Origin of the sequence: Janthinobacterium sp. SUN026, from assembly GCF_030397625.1 — a bacterium.
GTDB lineage: Bacteria > Pseudomonadota > Gammaproteobacteria > Burkholderiales > Burkholderiaceae_D > Janthinobacterium > Janthinobacterium kumbetense.
In genome coordinates, this window is record NZ_JAPQNU010000001.1 from 501,595 (window position 1) to 517,982 (window position 16,388).

16 protein-coding genes are annotated in these 16,388 nt (G+C 65.1%); all 16 read left to right on the forward strand.

The window, feature by feature from the left end; translation table 11 throughout:
* The 16 genes from ybaK to OX459_RS02430 all read left to right on the forward strand — a co-directional run bounded on the left by ybaK (nucleotide 1) and on the right by OX459_RS02430 (nucleotide 16,258).
* Nucleotides 1-492: a Cys-tRNA(Pro) deacylase gene (ybaK, locus tag OX459_RS02355; protein WP_251351753.1), complete on the forward strand. Its 492-nt coding sequence runs from the start codon at nucleotides 1-3 to the stop codon at nucleotides 490-492.
* Between the two features lie 105 nt (nucleotides 493-597).
* Complete coding sequence (gene plsY / locus OX459_RS02360; protein ID WP_257218863.1) at nucleotides 598-1,242, forward strand: glycerol-3-phosphate 1-O-acyltransferase PlsY; 645 nt, start codon at nucleotides 598-600, stop codon at nucleotides 1,240-1,242.
* 90 nt (nucleotides 1,243-1,332) lie between these two features.
* On the forward strand, nucleotides 1,333-2,004 hold the full coding sequence (locus OX459_RS02365; RefSeq protein ID WP_289903644.1) for a DsbA family oxidoreductase: 672 nt from the start codon (nucleotides 1,333-1,335) through the stop codon (nucleotides 2,002-2,004).
* A gap of 70 nt (nucleotides 2,005-2,074) precedes the next feature.
* Nucleotides 2,075-2,365, forward strand: a complete 291-nt coding sequence (locus tag OX459_RS02370; RefSeq protein WP_077408361.1) for a DUF427 domain-containing protein — start codon at nucleotides 2,075-2,077, stop codon at nucleotides 2,363-2,365.
* 35 nt (nucleotides 2,366-2,400) lie between these two features.
* Entirely contained in the window at nucleotides 2,401-3,366 is a 966-nt protein-coding gene (locus OX459_RS02375; protein WP_289898858.1) for a DUF2157 domain-containing protein, read from the forward strand.
* A complete protein-coding gene (locus OX459_RS02380) occupies nucleotides 3,363-5,024 on the forward strand; it encodes a GDYXXLXY domain-containing protein (protein WP_289903645.1) in 1,662 nt (553 codons plus the stop codon). Before OX459_RS02375 ends, OX459_RS02380 begins: the two co-directional genes overlap by 4 nt.
* Nucleotides 5,025-5,085: 61 nt before the next feature.
* Nucleotides 5,086-6,330: a metal-dependent hydrolase gene (locus OX459_RS02385; protein ID WP_289903647.1), complete on the forward strand. Its 1,245-nt coding sequence runs from the start codon at nucleotides 5,086-5,088 to the stop codon at nucleotides 6,328-6,330.
* A 105-nt stretch (nucleotides 6,331-6,435) separates the two neighbouring features.
* Nucleotides 6,436-8,187 (forward strand): cation:proton antiporter, encoded by a 1,752-nt coding sequence (locus OX459_RS02390; RefSeq protein WP_099666623.1) that lies wholly within the window; start codon nucleotides 6,436-6,438, stop codon nucleotides 8,185-8,187.
* Nucleotides 8,188-8,279: 92 nt separating this feature from the next.
* Complete coding sequence (locus OX459_RS02395) at nucleotides 8,280-9,188, forward strand: ion transporter (RefSeq protein WP_099666624.1); 909 nt, start codon at nucleotides 8,280-8,282, stop codon at nucleotides 9,186-9,188.
* A 49-nt stretch (nucleotides 9,189-9,237) separates the two neighbouring features.
* Nucleotides 9,238-10,218, forward strand: coding sequence for a 3-oxoacyl-[acyl-carrier-protein] synthase III C-terminal domain-containing protein (locus OX459_RS02400; RefSeq protein WP_289903648.1), 981 nt, complete (start codon nucleotides 9,238-9,240; stop codon nucleotides 10,216-10,218).
* 10 nt (nucleotides 10,219-10,228) lie between these two features.
* Nucleotides 10,229-11,266, forward strand: a complete 1,038-nt coding sequence (locus tag OX459_RS02405) for an SDR family NAD(P)-dependent oxidoreductase (RefSeq protein WP_289903649.1) — start codon at nucleotides 10,229-10,231, stop codon at nucleotides 11,264-11,266.
* A complete protein-coding gene (locus tag OX459_RS02410) occupies nucleotides 11,259-12,089 on the forward strand; it encodes an MBL fold metallo-hydrolase (protein ID WP_289903650.1) in 831 nt (276 codons plus the stop codon). The genes OX459_RS02405 and OX459_RS02410 overlap by 8 nt, the downstream gene beginning before the upstream one ends.
* Nucleotides 12,086-13,390 (forward strand): F390 synthetase-related protein, encoded by a 1,305-nt coding sequence (locus tag OX459_RS02415; protein WP_289903651.1) that lies wholly within the window; start codon nucleotides 12,086-12,088, stop codon nucleotides 13,388-13,390. The genes OX459_RS02410 and OX459_RS02415 overlap by 4 nt, the downstream gene beginning before the upstream one ends.
* A complete protein-coding gene (locus OX459_RS02420; protein WP_289903652.1) occupies nucleotides 13,387-14,025 on the forward strand; it encodes a phosphatase PAP2 family protein in 639 nt (212 codons plus the stop codon). The genes OX459_RS02415 and OX459_RS02420 overlap by 4 nt, the downstream gene beginning before the upstream one ends.
* Nucleotides 14,022-15,137 (forward strand): sterol desaturase family protein, encoded by a 1,116-nt coding sequence (locus OX459_RS02425; RefSeq protein WP_289903653.1) that lies wholly within the window; start codon nucleotides 14,022-14,024, stop codon nucleotides 15,135-15,137. The genes OX459_RS02420 and OX459_RS02425 overlap by 4 nt, the downstream gene beginning before the upstream one ends.
* A complete protein-coding gene (locus tag OX459_RS02430; RefSeq protein ID WP_289903654.1) occupies nucleotides 15,134-16,258 on the forward strand; it encodes an acyl-CoA desaturase in 1,125 nt (374 codons plus the stop codon). The genes OX459_RS02425 and OX459_RS02430 overlap by 4 nt, the downstream gene beginning before the upstream one ends.
* Nucleotides 16,259-16,388 lie beyond the last annotated feature (130 nt).

Sequence of the window (16,388 nt, forward strand, 5' to 3'; positions counted from 1 at the left end):
ATGGCTAAAAAAGAGCATATTTCCGAAACCCAGGCGACGCAGTTGCTGCGCAAGCATCAAGTTTCCTTCGAAGAACATCCGTATCCCTACGAGGAGCACGGCGGCACCAGCGTCTCGGCGCGCGAATTGAACGTGCCCGAACACGCGGTGATCAAGACCCTGGTGATGCAGGATGAGGCGGCCAAGCCGATGATCGTGCTCATGCATGGCGATTGCAAGGTGTCGACCAAGAATCTGGCGCGTGGCATTGGCTGCAAGTCCGTCGAGCCATGCAAGCCCGAAGTGGCGCAGCGCCATTCCGGCTACATGATCGGCGGCACCTCGCCCTTCGGCACGAAGAAGGCCATGCCCGTGTACGTGGAGCAATCCATCCTGGCGCTCGAGCGCATCTATATCAATGGCGGGCGGCGCGGTTTCCTCGTCTCGCTGGCGCCGCAGGTGCTCGTTGATTTGTTGCAAGCCAAACCGGTGCAGTGCGCCTTGCAGGATTAAGAGAGCAAGAAAGCGGGGCTCCGCCCTGTCCCTGGACGGGGCGCTGGTGTATATTCTGCTGCGCCAGCCTCGATGCTGGTGCAATAAACACAATAAAGGGAAGAAATGAATCCAGTAATCACAACCGTGGCAATGACAGTGGCCGCTTACTTGCTCGGCTCGATATCGTTTGCCGTGGTGATGAGCAAGGTCTACGGCATTGCCGATCCGCGCACCTATGGCTCGAAAAATCCGGGCGCCACCAACGTGCTGCGTAGCGGCAACAAGGGCGCTGCCATCATGACCCTGCTGGGCGATGGCGCCAAGGGTTGGCTGGCCGTGTTCCTGGCCGACCATTTTGCCACTGCGCTGGGCGTGGGCGACACGGCCGTGGCCCTGGTCGCCATCGCCGTCTTCCTCGGCCATCTGTGGCCCGTGTTCTTCCGCTTCGTCGGCGGCAAGGGCGTGGCCACGGCCCTCGGCGTGTTGCTGGGCATCAATCCCTGGCTGGGCCTGGCGACCCTGGCCACCTGGCTGATCATCGCCTATGCCTTCCGCTATTCCTCGCTGGCAGCCCTGGTGGCGGCCCTGTTCGCGCCGTTTTATTATGGCTTGCTGTTCGGCGTCGATCCCATCTTGCTGGCCGTCATCGTCATGAGCGTGTTGCTCGCTTACCGCCACAGCCAGAACATCGCGAACTTGCTCTCTGGCAAGGAAAGCAAGATCGGCGGCAAGAAGGATGGGGCCAAGGCGCCCGCCAAGAAAAAGTAAGCGCTTGATTTCCCGCGGGCCGCACGCATATGCTGTGCTTGCGGCGCCGCGCGGTGCGGCCGCCACCGACTCGCGCAAAGGCTGCCCACCATGACTGTCTCCACCTCTTCCGCCACACCTACCCCCATCCGTATCGATTTCGTTTCCGACGTTTCCTGCCCCTGGTGCGTGGTCGGCCTGAAATCGCTGGAGCAGGCACTGGACACGCTGCAAGGCACCGTCCAGGCCGACATCCACTTCCAGCCCTTCGAGCTGAACGCCAACATGCCGCCCGAAGGCGAGGATGTCGGCGAACACATCGCCCGCAAATACGGCTCCACCCCGGAACAGATGGCGCAATCGCGCGAAGCCATTCGCGCGCGCGGCGAACAGCTGGGCTTTACCTTTGCCATGGACAAGCGCGGCCGCATCTACAACACGTTTGACGCGCACCGTCTGCTGCACTGGGCCGGACTGGAAGGGCGCCAGAAGGCATTGAAAATGGCGCTGTTCGATGCGTATTTCACGCAGGGACAGGATCCGTCCTCGCACGCGGTGCTGCTGGCCGTGGCCGGCAAGGTGGGGCTCGATGGCGTGAAAGCGGCCGAGGTGCTGGCCTCCGGCGCGTATGCGGACGAGGTGCGCGCGCAGGAACAGTTCTACCAGCAGAACGGCATCAATTCGGTGCCCGCCGTCATCATCAACGAGCGTCACCTGATTTCCGGCGGCCAACCTCCCGAAGTGTTCGAACAAGCCTTGCGCCAGATCATCGCCGGCGCTTGAGCGGGGCGCCAATGGCGCGCGCCATGGCGGACTTTTTGCGCTACACTCGGCGCAGAAGGAGGATAGTCAAATGCCAACAGCCAGCTGGAATGGCGCCGTCATCGCGCAAGCCACCGATGCGCAGGTGCAAGTCGTTGAAAACAATGTGTATTTTCCTTTAGCTACCGTGACGCAGGAATACCTGCGTCCCAGCAGCCACACGAGCATCTGCCCATGGAAGGGCACGGCCAGCTATTACGATCTCGTCGTCGATGGCCAGACGAATGCCAACGCGGCCTGGTATTACCCCCAGCCCAAGGATGCCGCCAAGCAAATTGCCGGCCACGTCGCCTTCTGGCGCGGCGTCAGCGTCGAGCGCTGACGCTTTCTTACGACCAATCAACCTGAAAGCAGACGATGGATTTACGCCTCGCCGTGTACCAACTCGCCTCGGACTATGCGCTCGATGCTCAACAAACCCGGCAGCTGCAGGAAGTGGCCGGCTTCCAGCGCGAACCGGCGCGCCTGGCCTACTGGCTGCCGCGTGGCGTGGCCGTGCTGGGCGCCGTGCTGCTGGGCATGGGCTTGATCTGCTGGGTGGCCGCCAACTGGGAAGACCTGGGCCGCATGGGCCGCTTTGCCCTGCTGCAAGGCGTGCTGGCGGCCGCCTGCGTGGGTGCGTTTGCCGTGCCGAAAGCGCGCGTACCCTTGCTGCTGCTGGCCTTGCTGGCCATCGGCGGCCTGTTCGCGTATTTCGGCCAAACGTACCAGACGGGCGCCGATCCGTGGCAGCTGTTCGCCCTGTGGGCCGCGCTGGCCTTGCCGCTGTGCCTGGTGGCCCGCAGCGACGTGCTGTGGACGCCGTGGATGCTGATACTGTCGACGGCCGCCACCCTGTGGATGCAGGCGCATGCGCACAACAGCTGGCGCGTCGATTCGGCCGATCTGCCCATTTTCATCGGCGGCTGGCTGGCCGTGCTGGCTGGCTGTGCGTTCGTCTCGCCCCTGCTGGCGCGCTGGACGGGCGCGGGCAACTGGGCCTTGCGTCTGGGCCTGGTGCTGGCCACCTTCCTCATCACGGGCACGGCCGTCAGCGCCCTGTTCGGCAGCGAGATCGAATCGCCGTACTGGGCCGGTCTCGGCTTGCTGGCCGTCGCCGGCGTCCTGCTGGCCACGCGCCAGTTCTTTGACGTGTTCGGCCTGAGCGCCGTCGCGCTGGGCCTGAACACCTTGCTGGTGTGGGGACTGGGGCACGTGCTGTTCCATGGCGGCGGCAATGGCGATGGCATCGGCAGGCTGGTGATGCTGGGCTTGTTCGCGGCCGTGCTGCTGGCGCTCACCGTGCAAGGCATTTTGTGGCGCACGCGCCGGGAGGCGGCATGAGCCATATCAATAGTCAGCGAGCCGATGCGCTCGCCACCCTGATCGACGACGCCACGCGCGCCGGCCTGTTGCCGTCCGGCGCCGCCCGTCCCGTGCAGGATGTGCGGCCGTGGCCGCTGGTACTGATGACGGCCCTCGGCGCCTGGCTGGCCGCCATCCCCCTGGTCCTGGCGCTAGGCGCGGGACTGGAAAGCGTCGTGCGCCACGGCCCCGGCGCGTATGTCGTGGCCGCCATCGTGCTGGTGGTGGCCGTGCTGCTGATCCGCACGCGCGGCGTGGCCTTGTTTGTCGAGCAACTGGCCGTGCCATGCCTGCTGGTGGGCGGCAGCCTGCTCGGCTATGCCCTGTTCCGCGACTATGCCACGCAGACGGCGTCGCTGCTGATGTGCCTGGCGTGCCTGCTGACGGCCGCCGCCTTGCCGCGCGACTGGCTGCGCGTGCTGCTGGGACTGGTCGCCTGCGGCTTGCTGGGGCTGGGCATCATCGATAGCACGCGCGACTGGATTTTCGAGAACGACCCCACGCAGCTGTACAGCGCTTGGATGCTGGCCCTGGCATTCTGGCTGGGCGCCCACTGGCTGCAAAAGCAGGCCTTCAACGATGGCCGCGGCGCGTCCATCGCCGCCTTCCTGGAATCGCTGTCGACGGGGTGGGTCCTGGCAATCTTGCTGGGGCTGGTCTTCTGGTCCGGCATGACCTTCATGCTGGGCGGCGCGCTGGGCGGCGGTATTGTCGGCGACGTGGCGCGCGAAGCGACCCGGCACCAGGCCGTTGCCTGGTATGCGCAAGTGTTGAATGGGGTATCGCTCGTGCTGGCCACGGCGGCTGCCGCCTGGGCGGGATGGCGCTGGCCGGCGCTGCGCCAGTTGCCCGCCATCGGCGTGGCGCTGGTGCTGATCGTGCTGGCGTGGTTCATGCCGGCGCTGGGGCCCGTGCTGCTGATCCTCGCGTATTGTTTGACGAGCGGGCGTTCGCGCGTGGCCGTGGCGGCCGCGCTGGCGGCGGCGTGGATACTCGGCAGCTTTTATTACCAGCTGGCCTGGCCGCTGGCCAGCAAGGCGGCGCTGCTGGCCATGGCCGGCGCGCTGTTGTGCGCCCTGTCGTGGCTGGCCACGCGCGGCGCCGTGCTGCATTTGGTGGAAAGCAAACCGGCGGGCGTGGTTCTTGAACACCGCGCCGCGCGCCTGGGCGTGCTGGGGGGCTTGCTGCTGGTGTTGCTGGTCGCCAATGGCGGCATTTGGCAAAAAGAGCAGCTGATTGCCAAAGGACAAGCGATCTTCGTGGCGCTGGAACCCGTCGATCCCCGCTCGCTGATGCAGGGCGACTACATGCGCCTCAATTTCGTCAACCTGGGCGTCCTGTCCACCCTGGCCAGCGTGGACCGGGCGCCTGGCAGGCCCCTCGTGGTGGCGATGCGCGATGCGCGCGGCGTGGCGGAATTGCTGCGCCCGTACACCCAAGAGGCGCTGGCGCCCGGCGAATTCCTGCTCGAACTGACGCCGAAGGATGGGAACTGGGTGCTCGTCAGCGATGCCTGGTTCTTCAAGGAAGGCGAGGCGGCGCGCTGGGAAAAGGCCCGCTATGGCGAGTTCCGCGTGCTGCCCGACGGCCGCGCCTTGCTGGTGGGCATGCGTGGCCCGGAGCTGGAGAAGCTGTAGCTTTGTCGCGCAGGCAGTCGTGCAAGAGCACGCCAGGGCGGGCATCCTGTAAAATTGCCCTATGGATAATATTACGCATTCGGTCATCGGCCTCGGGGTCGGCGAACTGGTACACCGCAGCCTGCCGCCCGAGCCGCAGGCCCCCGCACAGCGCACCCGGCGCGCGCTGTTTTTATTTTCGGCATGGTTTGCGAGCAACGCGCCCGACCTGGACTTGGTGCTGACCAGGCTGTTGCCGCGCCCGTTCGGCTACATGTTGCACCACCGCGGCCATACGCATACCTTGCTGCTGGCCTTGCCGCAGGCGCTGCTGTTGCTGGCCTTGCTGTGGCTGCTGTGGCCCGGCGCGCGCCGGCTGCTGAAAAGCAGCGTACCCGCCCGCATCGGCCTGGCCGCTTGCCTGCTGCTGGGCTTTTGCCTGCACATGGGCATGGATTTCCTCAATTCCTATGGCTTGCACCCGTTCTATCCGTTTGACAGCCGCTGGCTGTATGGCGACATGGTCTTCATTGTCGAGCCCATGTTCTGGGTGCTGCTGGGCGTGCCCGTGATCATGTCCTTGCACTACGGCATCGTCAAAAGCGTGCTGCTGGCGGGGTTGACGGCGGCCCTGTGTTTCTTCACCTATAAAACCTATCTGGCGCCCGCTTCGCTGCTCATCCTGCTGGGGCTGGGCGTGGTCCTGGCCGTGCTGCAGGGGCGGGCTGGCGAGCGGGGGCGCGGACCGCTGCTGCTGGCCTTCGCGCTGGCCGCCACGTTCATCGGCACGCAGGGTGTGGCGTCGGCCCTCGGCCGTGCGCGCATCGAGGCGGCCGTGCAGCGCCTCGATCCCGGCACGCGCGTGTGGGACGTGGCGATGACGGCCTTCCCCAGCAACCCGCTGTGCTGGATCTATGTCTCGCTCGACAGCAAGACGGACGTGTACACCTTGCGGCGCGGCACCCTGAGCCTGCTGCCGGATGCGCTGGCGCCCGCCGCCTGCCCGGCCGGCCTGGTGGAAACGGGTAAGCAAGGCCAGCAGCTGGCGCCCGGCATCGCCGTGTCGGCCAAGGCGGAGGGTAGCCTGGCCGCCTTGCGTGCCTTGCAGGAAGACAATTGCTATGTCGACGCCTGGTTCCGCTTTGCCCGCATGCCCAGGTTGAATGCGGACAAGCTGACGGACGTGCGCTTCAACCCCGGCATGTTGCCTAATTTCACGACCGTCGAACTGCAGCAGTTCCGCAACCGGCCGTGTCCCGCCTACGTGCCGGGCTGGGGCCGCCCCCGCGCGGACATGCTGGCGCCGCCGCAAGAGGTACGTCCGTAGCGAATTTGTTGCCTTGTGGCAAAATATCGTGTGTGCACTTACTTTGCCATGGCCGCGCATGCGACACGACCAATTCAGCATGAATGATATTTAGTTAGGATTATTTTGGAAGAGCAACACGCCTTACCGTATTTGCGGGAAACCCTGCTGTTTCTCGCCCTGGCCGGGATTTTTATTCCGTTATTGCAACGCCTGAAAGTCAACCAGGTCCTCGGTTTCCTGGCCGTCGGCGCCCTGTTCGGCCCGTTCGGCTTCGGCCTGTGGGCGGGCGACTTCACGTGGCTGACGTATTTCTCGTTCGTGCGTGCCGAACAGGTCAGCGGCCTGGCCGAGCTGGGCGTGATGTTTTTGATGTTCATGATCGGCCTGGAACTGTCGACGGAACGGCTGTGGGCGCTGCGGCGCTGGGTATTCGGCGCGGGCGTGGGGCAGGTGGCCGTCAGCGCCTGCCTGATCGGCGGCGTCGCGTATTACTTTGGCCTGTCGCTGGAAGCGTCCATCGTGCTGGGCCTGGTGCTGTCGCTGTCGTCGACGGCCGTGGTGATGCAGCTGCTGACCGACCAGCGTTCGCTGCAGACGCCGGCCGGCCAGGCGGGCTTTTCCATTTTGATGTTCCAGGATTTGATGGTGGTGCCGCTGTTCATCCTGATCGACGTGTTCGCCAGCGGGCGCAGCGACGATCTCGCGTATCTGCTCAGCTTTGCGGCCGTGAAATCGGCCGGCGCCATCCTGCTCATCTATCTGCTGGGGCGCCGCGTGATTCGTCCGCTGTTCCAGTTTTTCGTCAAGAAACGCCAGCCCGACGTGTTCATGGCCTTGACCCTGCTCAGCACCCTGGGCATCGCGGGCTTGACTTACCTGGCGGGCCTGTCGATGGCGCTGGGCGCCTTGCTGGCCGGCCTGCTGCTGGCGGAAACGGAATTCCGCCACGAAGTGGAAGTGACGATCGAGCCCTTCAAGGGCTTGCTGATGGGCTTGTTCTTCATGTCCGTGGGCATGCAGATCGACGTGCGCGAAATCCTCAAGTCGCCGGTGTTGATCCCGTTGGCCGTGCTGAGCCTGTTTGCGCTGAAAACCCTCGTCATCAGCGTGATTTTCCGCATCGGCGGCTTTCATTGGGGGCGCGCCGTGGAAACGGGCGTGCTGCTGGGGCAGGGCGGCGAATTCGCCTTCATCGTCGTCGCGTATGCGCTGGGTACCAAGCTGATCGGCCCACAGGTGGCGCAGTTCGTCATGCTGGTGGTGGGCCTGAGCCTGTTTGCCACGCCGGCGCTGGCCAAGGCGGCGCGCGCTTTCGGCAACTGGTGGGAGCAGCGCCACCACCATCAGCTGGCCGACCTGGCGCACGGCGCGCCGCCGCCGCAGGGCAGCACCGTCATCATCGCCGGGTTTGGCCGGGTGGGGCAGTTGCTGGCCAAGGTGCTGACGGAGCAGGATATCGCGTATGTGGCGATTGAAAATGATGCGCGCCTGGTGACGACCCTGCATCCGCGCGGCTTCCCCGTGTATTTCGGCGATGCGTCGCGCGCGGAATTGTTGCAAAAGGTCAATGCGGACCGGGCCGCCGCCGTGGTGCTGACGATGGACCATGCGGCCTCCGTGCTGCATGCCGTGAAATCGATCCGCCGCGAATATCCGCAGCTGCCCGTGTATGCGCGGGCGCGCGACGAGGCGCATGCCGTGGCCCTGATACAGGCGGGCGCCACCCTGGTCGTGCCCGAGGCGCTGGAATCGGCGCTGCAGCTGACGGCCACCGTGCTGCACACGGTGGGCCTGTCGGAAGCGCGCACGGCGGACATCGTGCAAGCCGAGCGCGACCGGCGCAATGCCGTGCTGCTGGCGAAAAAGCTGTCGTAGTGTTGTTGTGGGGAAACCTATAGCGCAACCGTGCGTGTCGCCGTGCTTTGTAAATTATCTATACAATAATAGTATATGAGCACATTACCCACATGAAAGCCGCGACGAAGAGCGGAGCGGCGCCCTTGACGCCGCAGCAACTGGCGGCGCAGGAAACGCAGCAGAAATATGGCAAGCCCGAGCGGGGCTGGCGCGAGCAGGTGTACACCGTCATTTTCGAGGCGGAAACGCGCACGGGCCGCGCCTTCGATTTGCTGCTGATCGCCGCCATCCTGATCAGCGTGACGGTGGTCGTGCTCAGCAGTGTCGCCTCCGTGGCCGAGCGCTACGGCACCTGGCTGACGGCGCTGGAATGGTTTTTCACCATTTTATTTACCATCGAATATTTCGCCCGCCTGTCTTGCCTGCAGCATCCGGTGCGCTATGCCAAGAGTTTTTTCGGCATTATCGATTTGCTGGCCATCGTGCCGACCTACATCGGCTTGCTGCTGCCGGGCGCGCACGTGCTGATCGACGTGCGCATTTTGCGCCTGCTGCGCATGTTCCGCATCCTCAAGCTCACGTCGTATGTGCATGAATACACGGTGCTGGGGCGGGCCTTGCTGGCCAGCCGGCGCAAAATCCTCATTTTCTTGTCTTTTGTCATGATGGTGGTCTTTCTGTTGGGTACTGTGATGTACGTGGTGGAAGGACCTGAGAACGGTTACAGCAGTATCCCCACGTCGATTTACTGGGCCATCAGCACCATGACCACCGTGGGTTTCGGCGATATCACGCCGAGGACCGACATCGGGCGCACCATCGCTTCCCTGATGATGTTGCTCGGCTGGGGCATCCTGGCAGTGCCTACCGGCATTATCAGCGCGGAAATGACGGTACAGCGCAGTTCCAAGCTGGTCACCACGCGTACCTGCCCCACGTGCCTGAAGGAAGGGCTCGATGACGATGCCAGTTTCTGCAAGAACTGCGGTGTTGCATTGCCGCCGCTGGCACGCGATTAGCGCATAGACCCTTCATCAACCGTATTTATTTTATTTTGTTAAGGCCAACATGATTCCAGTTCGCCTGATCGCGACGGGCAAGGCCGTGCCGTCGCAGAGTGTGACTTCCGCCAGCCTGGACCTGACTTTGGGCCATCCGGCTGGCTATACCCTGCGCAAGAGCGGCGTGCTGTCGCGCTTTGTCGCCGCGCCCGATGAATCGCAAAGCCAGCTGGGCGCCGCCGCCCTGCTCGACGCGCTGAAGAATGCCAGCCTGCGTCCGGCCGACATCGACTTGTTGATCTGCGCCAACGGCGTGCCCGAGCAAGCGTTGCCGAATACGGCTTGCTTCGTGGCCGAACATGCGGGATTGCCGCCAGGCACGCAAAGCTTCGACGTCAACGCCAGCTGCCTCAGCTTCATGGCCGCCTTCCGCGTGGCCGCGTCCATGCTGGCGGGCAGCGCCTACCGGCGCATCGCCATCGTTTCGTCCGACCTCGCCTCGCGCGGCGTCGACTGGAGCGAGCCGGAAGCGTCGATGATCTTTGGCGACGGCGCCGCCGCCGTCATCGTCGAGCGCGGCGATGGCAGCGCCGGCATCCGCGCCTACAAGATGGGCACGTATCCGGAAGGGCGGCGCTACTGCGAAATCCGTGGCGGCGGCACCGAGCGCAACCCGCGCAATGGCTGCGAGCCGGGCGACTACCTGTTCCGCATGGATGGCAAGGCCGTGTTCCGCCTGGCCGTCAAGGTGATGCCGGATTTCCTGGCGGAATTAATGCTGGAATCGGGCGCGGGACTGGAAAAAGTCGACGTGGTGGTGCCGCACCAGGCCAGCCCGCTGGGGCTCGCGCATGCGGCGCGCATCCTCGACGTTCCCGATGCTAAAATCATCAAGATCTTTGAAACGCATGGCAACCAGGTGGCCGCGTCCTTGCCCACCGCCCTGCACGAGGCGGTGATGACGGGGCGGGCCGTGGCAGGCCAGCGTTTGCTGATGATGGGCACGGCCGCGGGCTTGACCATCGGCGGCATGATTCTTGACCTGTGAAGGTGGTGCGATGAGGCGGATACTGGTCACGGGAGCGACGGGCGGCTTGGGGCGCAATGCCGTGCGCACCCTGCTGGCGCAGGGCGTGGAAGTGCGCGCCACGGGCCGCAACGCCGCCGTCGGCCGCGAACTGGAACGCATGGGCGCGCAATTCGTCGCGCTCGACCTGGCACAGGCATCGCCACGCCAGGTCGATGAACTGGTGCGCGGCATGGACACCGTCTGGCACTGCGCCGCGTTGTCGTCGCCGTGGGGGCCGGAACGCGACTTCATCGCCGCCAACGTCACGGCCACGGGCCAATTGCTGCGCGCGGCGGCCAGCCTGCACGTGGCGCGCTTCGTGCACATCTCCACCCCGGCCATCTATTTCGACTACCGCAACCACCTCGAAGTGCCGGAAACCTTCCGCCCCGATGCCTTCGTCAACGCGTATGCGCGCAGCAAGGCGATGGCGGAAAAGCTGGTGCAGGATTGCGTCGACCGCCACCGCGGCATGACGTGCGTGATCCTGCGCCCGCGCGCCATCTTCGGCCCGCACGACCAGGTCCTGATCCCGCGCCTGGCGCGGGTGCTGCAGGAGCGCGGCGGCAAGCTGCCCCTGCCCAACGGCGGCGCGGCCACCATCGACATCACCTATGTCGACAATGTCGTGCACGCGATGTGGCTGGCCACCGTGCACAAGACCATCGCTTCCGGCGCCGCCTTCAACATCACGAATGGCGAACCGGCGCGCCTGTGCGACATCTTGCGCACCCTGTTCTGCGACCATCTGCAGCAGCCGTTCGAGATCGTCAGCGTGCCTTACCGCGTGCTGGCGCTGGTCGCGCGCCTGATGCAGTTCGCCTCGCGCTTTACCCGCCGCGAACCGTCGCTCACGCCCTACAGCATCGGCGCACTCAGTTTCGACATGACGCTCGATAATGCCAAGGCGCGCAAGGTGCTCGGCTACCGTCCCATCGTCAGCCTGCAGGAAGGCATCGCCCTGACGGCGCAGTGGATGCGCCAGGAAGCGGCGGCGCACAAGGTGGGCAAGGAGCGCAATGGCTAGCATCACCGCGTTTCGCGTCGGCCACTGCACCCATCCTTCGTGCATGGTCTTGAAAGGCAGCGGGCTGGCCAGCCGCTGCTTCCCCTCGCGCGCCTACCTGATCGAAACGCGCGCGGGCCTGTACCTGTGGGACACGGGCTACGCCGAGCACTTCCGCGCCGCAACGTCGAAGGGCGTGTACCGCATGTATGCGTGGGTGACGCCGATTTCCTTCGATGAGAGTGAATCGTTGCAGGGCCAGTTGCGCGCGCATGGCGTGGCGCCCGGCGATATCCACACCTTGCTGCTGTCGCACTTCCACGCCGACCATATCGCGGGGCTGCGCGACTTTCCCGGCGCGCGGCTGATGGCCTCCCAAACGGGCTGGGACGCCGTGCGGGGACTGTCCGGCGTGGCCGCCGTGCGCCAGGCCTTCGTGCCCGAACTGCTGCCGAATGACATAGCCGACCGCCTGGATTTCGTGGAAAGCGTGCCCGAGACGGCCTTGCCGGCGGCCTTGCTGCCATTCACGCATGGGCGCGACGTCAGCGGCACGGGCGAAATCTACATCGTCGACCTGCCTGGCCACGCCATCGGCCATCTGGGCGCCTTCGTGCTGCAGGATAGTGGCTGGACCTTGCTGGCGTCGGACGCGGCCTGGGTACCGGAAAGCTTTCAGCAGCTGCGCGGACCGTCCGAACTGTCGTTCCTCATCCAGCACAAGCGCGCGCCGTACTACGCCACCCTGAACCGGCTGCACCAGCTGCACCAGTCGGGCAATGCGCACATCCGCATCACGCATGAAGACACGGCGGACTATGTTCCTGTGGCGGGCCGTCCGTGAAGCGTATCGTCTGGCTCTTGCTGTCGTACTGGCGCACGCGCCGCCTGCGGTTCACAAGCCGCGCGCAGCTGGGCGCCTACCAGAACAAGCAACTGGCGCGCTTCACCGAGGTGCTGTGCGCGCGCAGCACCTACTTTGCGCCGTTCCGCGATCTGCCCCTGGCGCAGTGGCCGATGATGAACAAGGCGCTGATGCTTGAGCATTTCGACGCCATGAACACGCAAGGCATCACGTTGGCGCAGGCGATGGACGCGGCCATGGCGGCCGAGCATAGCCGCGATTTTACGCCCGCCGTGGGCGACATCACCGTGGGGCTGTCGTCGGGCACCTCGTCGCGGCGCGCCGTGTTTACCGTCAGCCCCCGCGAAAAGGCGCAATGGGCGGGCGTGATGCTGGCCAAGGCGCTGCCCGACGGCCTGTTTTCCGGCGAACGGGTGGCGCTGTTCCTGCGCGCGAACAGCAATCTGTACACGGCCGTGCGTTCGCCGTGGCTGACCTTTGCCTTCTACGATTTGTTCGAACCGTTCGACAGCCTGTGCGCGCGGCTTGCGCAATATCAACCTTCCGTCATCGTCGCGCCGGCCCAGGTGCTACGCCAGCTGGCCTTGCGCGTCATCGATGGCAGCCTGGCGCTGGCGCCGAAAAAAATCATTTCGGTGGCCGAAGTGCTGGAAGCGCAGGACCGCGCGCTGATCGTGCAGGCGTTTGGCGCCGTGCATGAAATCTACCAGGCCACCGAGGGTTTCCTCGCCAGCAGCTGCGAGCATGGCGTGCTGCACTTGAACGAAGAGTATGTGCACATCGAGCCGCAGTGGCTGGACGCTGAACAGAGGCGCTTCGTGCCCGTGATTACGGACTTCACGCGCATCACGCAGCCCATCGTGCGCTACCGCCTCGACGACATCCTGCTCGCGCGCGCCACGCCATGCCCGTGCGGCCGTGCCACGCGCGCCATCGACGGCATCGAAGGGCGCTGCGACGACATGCTGTTCTTGCCATCCGTGCCATCGGCGAACGGCGGCGCCCCCGTCGCCGTGTTTGCCGACGTATTGACGCGCGCGTTTGCGCAAGCCTTGCCGCCGGACGCCGATTACCGCCTGGTGCAGTCGGGCGACGCCTCCTTGCAGCTGCACGCGGCCCTGGATGCTGCCGGCCTGGCCGCCTTGCGCGCGCACCTGGCAGCGGTGCTGCGCGGCCTGGGCGTGGCCGTCGACGGCCTGGCCTGGACGGTGAGCGGCGAACTGCCTCCCTTTGACCCCACCATGAAACGGCGCCGCATCCGGCGCCTCGCAAGCGCATGAATCCTACTTCCATGACCGTACGCGGCCGCCTGCTGCACCTGCTGGCCGGCTGGGGCAGCGTCGGCCTCGTGTATTTTTCCAGCGACCTGCTGCAAGGGCAGGGCGTGCTGCTGCCGGAAACGGCCATCGACCGCGCCATCCCCTACACGGATGCCGCCATCTGGCTGTACCTGTCCTTCTTCATCCTTATTCCCTACGCCTACCTGGCGGCCGATGCGGCGAAGGTGCGCTGGCTGGCGCGCGCCATGGCGCTTTCCGCGCTGGCCTGCGGCGTGGTCTTCCTGCTGTACCCGACCACGCTCGCGTATCCGCCCGTGGGCGAGGGCAGCGCCTGGAGCACGCAGGCGCTGCGCCTGCTGCAGGCGGCGGATTCCACGCAAAACTGCCTGCCGTCGCTGCACGGCGCTCTGACATTGCTGTGCGTGTGGGCCTTGTGCGGCAGGCGCCACCTGCTGCGCTCCGCTCTGGCCGTGGTGCTGGGCGTGGCCATCTGCTATGCCATCATCGCCCTGCGCCGGCACGTGAGCATCGACCTGGCCGCCGGCCTGGCCGTTGGCGTCGCTGGCGGCATCCTGGCGAAAATGCAGGTATCCTTGGCGGCCCGCCGCGCCGTTTCCATAAAAACCGCATCATGATGAATCCCTTTGCCCTGTCGTTTTTGATCATGCTGGCCTTCGTGCTGGCCGAACTGCTGATCCTCAAATGGGTGCGCAAGACCCCCGTGCCGTGGAAGGACGTGATCTTCAACCTCAACTCCGGCCATATCCTGATGTGGGTGTTCCGCGGGGTGGAAGTGGCGGCGTTCGCCCTGCTGCTGCGCCATGCGAACCTGCACGTCGTCGACCAGTGGCCCGTGGCGGCGCAATGGGTGTTCGCCTTCTTTGCCTGGGATTTGTGCTTTTACTGGATGCACCGGCTGCATCATAAAATCCCCCTGCTGTGGGCCGTGCACGTGGTGCACCACCAGGGCGAGCATTTCAATCTGTCGCTGGGCGTGCGCAATTCCTGGTATTCGTCGCTGACGAATTTCCCCTTCATCGCCATCCTGGCCGTGCTGGGCGTGCCGCTGGAAATCTTCCTCGTCGTCTCGTCCCTGCATTACACGGTGCAGTTCTACAACCACAATGCGCTGGTGAACAAGTCCGGCATCCTCGATAGCTTCATGGTCACGCCGTCGCACCACCGCGTGCACCACGGCACCGATAAACGCTACATCAACCGCAATTTCGGCGGCACGCTGTTGATCTGGGACAAACTGTTCGGCAGCTTCCAGCCCGAACTCGAGGGCGTGGAAATGCGCTATGGCGTGAAGGGCATGACACCCACGCATAACCCGCTGCTGGCCAGCAATGGCAAACTATTCAAATGGCTGCGCGCGCGTTTCCCCCACTGGCAGTCGCGCGGCACTTTCCACGTGCCCGAGCTGTTCATCGGCACCGGCGGCGTGATCCTGTTTGGCTTGGTGATCTATTACGTCAACCATGAAGCGCTGCTGGCGGGCGCGCAGCAAGCCATCCTGTTCGCGCTGATCTTCGGCGGTACCCTGGCGCTGGGCGGCCTGTCGGATGCGAGACGCTGGGGCGCCATCGCCTGGGTCGCCATCGCCTTGGCCATGCCGGCCCTGTACCTGGGCTGGTATGGCGCGCGCGATGCGTGGGGCATGGTTTTCCTGGCCGCGCTGCTGGCGCATGGCCTCGACGGCGCGCGCCGCCTGTGGTGGCCGGTAGCGGCGGGGACGCGCGCGTGACGCAGCCTGTACCTTCGCTGCCGCCGCTGCGCTTCCAGCCCGCACGCGATTCCGCCTTCCGCCGCGAATTGCGCGCACGCGCCGACGCCTACCTGGCGGACGAAGGAAAACACCGCTTCGGCGACGCGCGCCTGCATGCGAAAACCGTGTTCCTGGCCGCGCTGACGGTGGGGCTGTATGCGCTGGCGCTGCGCGCCGAAAGCACCTGGCCGTTTGTCGCCAGCTACGTGGCTTGCCTGGTCGCGGCCATGACCTTGGCCATGAATACCCTGCACGATGCGGCCCATAGCGCCATCTTCCGCCAGGGAGCCTGGAACCGCGTGCTGATCCGCCTGGTGGGCTTGCCCGTGGGCGTGGATACGGATTTCTGGACCATCCGCCACGTGCATTTCCATCACACGTATGCGAACGTGGAAGGCTATGACCTCGACACGGAACCGAATCCGTTTTTGCGCCAGACGCCGTTCCAACGCTGGTCGCCGCAGTACCGCTATCAATACCTGTACTGGCCCGTGGTGGCGGCCCTGTCGCTGCCCTATTTGAACTGGTATGGCGACTGGCTGGACCGCTTCGGCAAGACGCCCGTGGCGGCGCACAGCCGGCTGCAGGGATGGCGCGGCTGGCTATCCTTCCTGGGCTGGAAGCTGGGCCATGTGGCGCTGGTGCTGGCGCTGCCGATGTGGGTGCTGCAGCAGCACGGCATCGGCTGGGGTGTGGTGCTGGGCGCGTATTTCGTGGGCCAGATGATCGCCTCGTGCGCGCTGGTGGCGCTGATCCTGGGCACGCACTGGGCCGAAGTCGAGTTTTTCCAGCCGGGCGCGGACGGTACGCTGCCGCACGACTGGTACCAGCACACGTTTTACACGGCTTGCGACTGGACGCCGCAGCCGCGCCGCCTGCGCTGGCTCGGTTACTGGCTCGGCGGCTTGAACCTGCACCTGACGCACCACTTGTTCCCCACCTGGAACCACCGCCACTACCCGGCGCTGGCGCGCATCCTGGCCGAACTGGCGCCGCGCCACGGTCTCGTGTACCGCGAACTCGGTTACGGCCAGCTGCACGCGTCGCAGCAGCAATTCCTGCGCGCCATGGGCCAGCCGCCTGCCGGCAGGGGCCTGTAACGAATCGTGCTTGACTCGGTTTCTGTTCCGTCTTACATTTCTGTAACGACAGAAATAAGAGAAAATCATGAAATCAAGAACGCCTAACAGAACCGTAGCGAGCGGCAGTGATTTGTGGCCGAGAAGCGCA

Bases quoted from the DNA above. Each gene is read 5' to 3' on its own strand.
- ybaK (WP_251351753.1), top strand. From the start codon at position 1: ATGGCTAAAAAAGAGCATATTTCCGAAACCCAGGCGACGCAGTTGCTG.
- plsY (WP_257218863.1), top strand. From the start codon at position 598: ATGAATCCAGTAATCACAACCGTGGCAATGACAGTGGCCGCTTACTTG.
- OX459_RS02365 (WP_289903644.1), top strand. From the start codon at position 1,333: ATGACTGTCTCCACCTCTTCCGCCACACCTACCCCCATCCGTATCGAT.
- OX459_RS02370 (WP_077408361.1), top strand. From the start codon at position 2,075: ATGCCAACAGCCAGCTGGAATGGCGCCGTCATCGCGCAAGCCACCGAT.
- OX459_RS02375 (WP_289898858.1), top strand. From the start codon at position 2,401: ATGGATTTACGCCTCGCCGTGTACCAACTCGCCTCGGACTATGCGCTC.
- OX459_RS02380 (WP_289903645.1), top strand. From the start codon at position 3,363: ATGAGCCATATCAATAGTCAGCGAGCCGATGCGCTCGCCACCCTGATC.
- OX459_RS02385 (WP_289903647.1), top strand. From the start codon at position 5,086: ATGGATAATATTACGCATTCGGTCATCGGCCTCGGGGTCGGCGAACTG.
- OX459_RS02395 (WP_099666624.1), top strand. From the start codon at position 8,280: ATGAAAGCCGCGACGAAGAGCGGAGCGGCGCCCTTGACGCCGCAGCAA.
- OX459_RS02400 (WP_289903648.1), top strand. From the start codon at position 9,238: ATGATTCCAGTTCGCCTGATCGCGACGGGCAAGGCCGTGCCGTCGCAG.
- OX459_RS02405 (WP_289903649.1), top strand. From the start codon at position 10,229: ATGAGGCGGATACTGGTCACGGGAGCGACGGGCGGCTTGGGGCGCAAT.
- OX459_RS02410 (WP_289903650.1), top strand. From the start codon at position 11,259: ATGGCTAGCATCACCGCGTTTCGCGTCGGCCACTGCACCCATCCTTCG.
- OX459_RS02420 (WP_289903652.1), top strand. From the start codon at position 13,387: ATGAATCCTACTTCCATGACCGTACGCGGCCGCCTGCTGCACCTGCTG.
- OX459_RS02425 (WP_289903653.1), top strand. From the start codon at position 14,022: ATGATGAATCCCTTTGCCCTGTCGTTTTTGATCATGCTGGCCTTCGTG.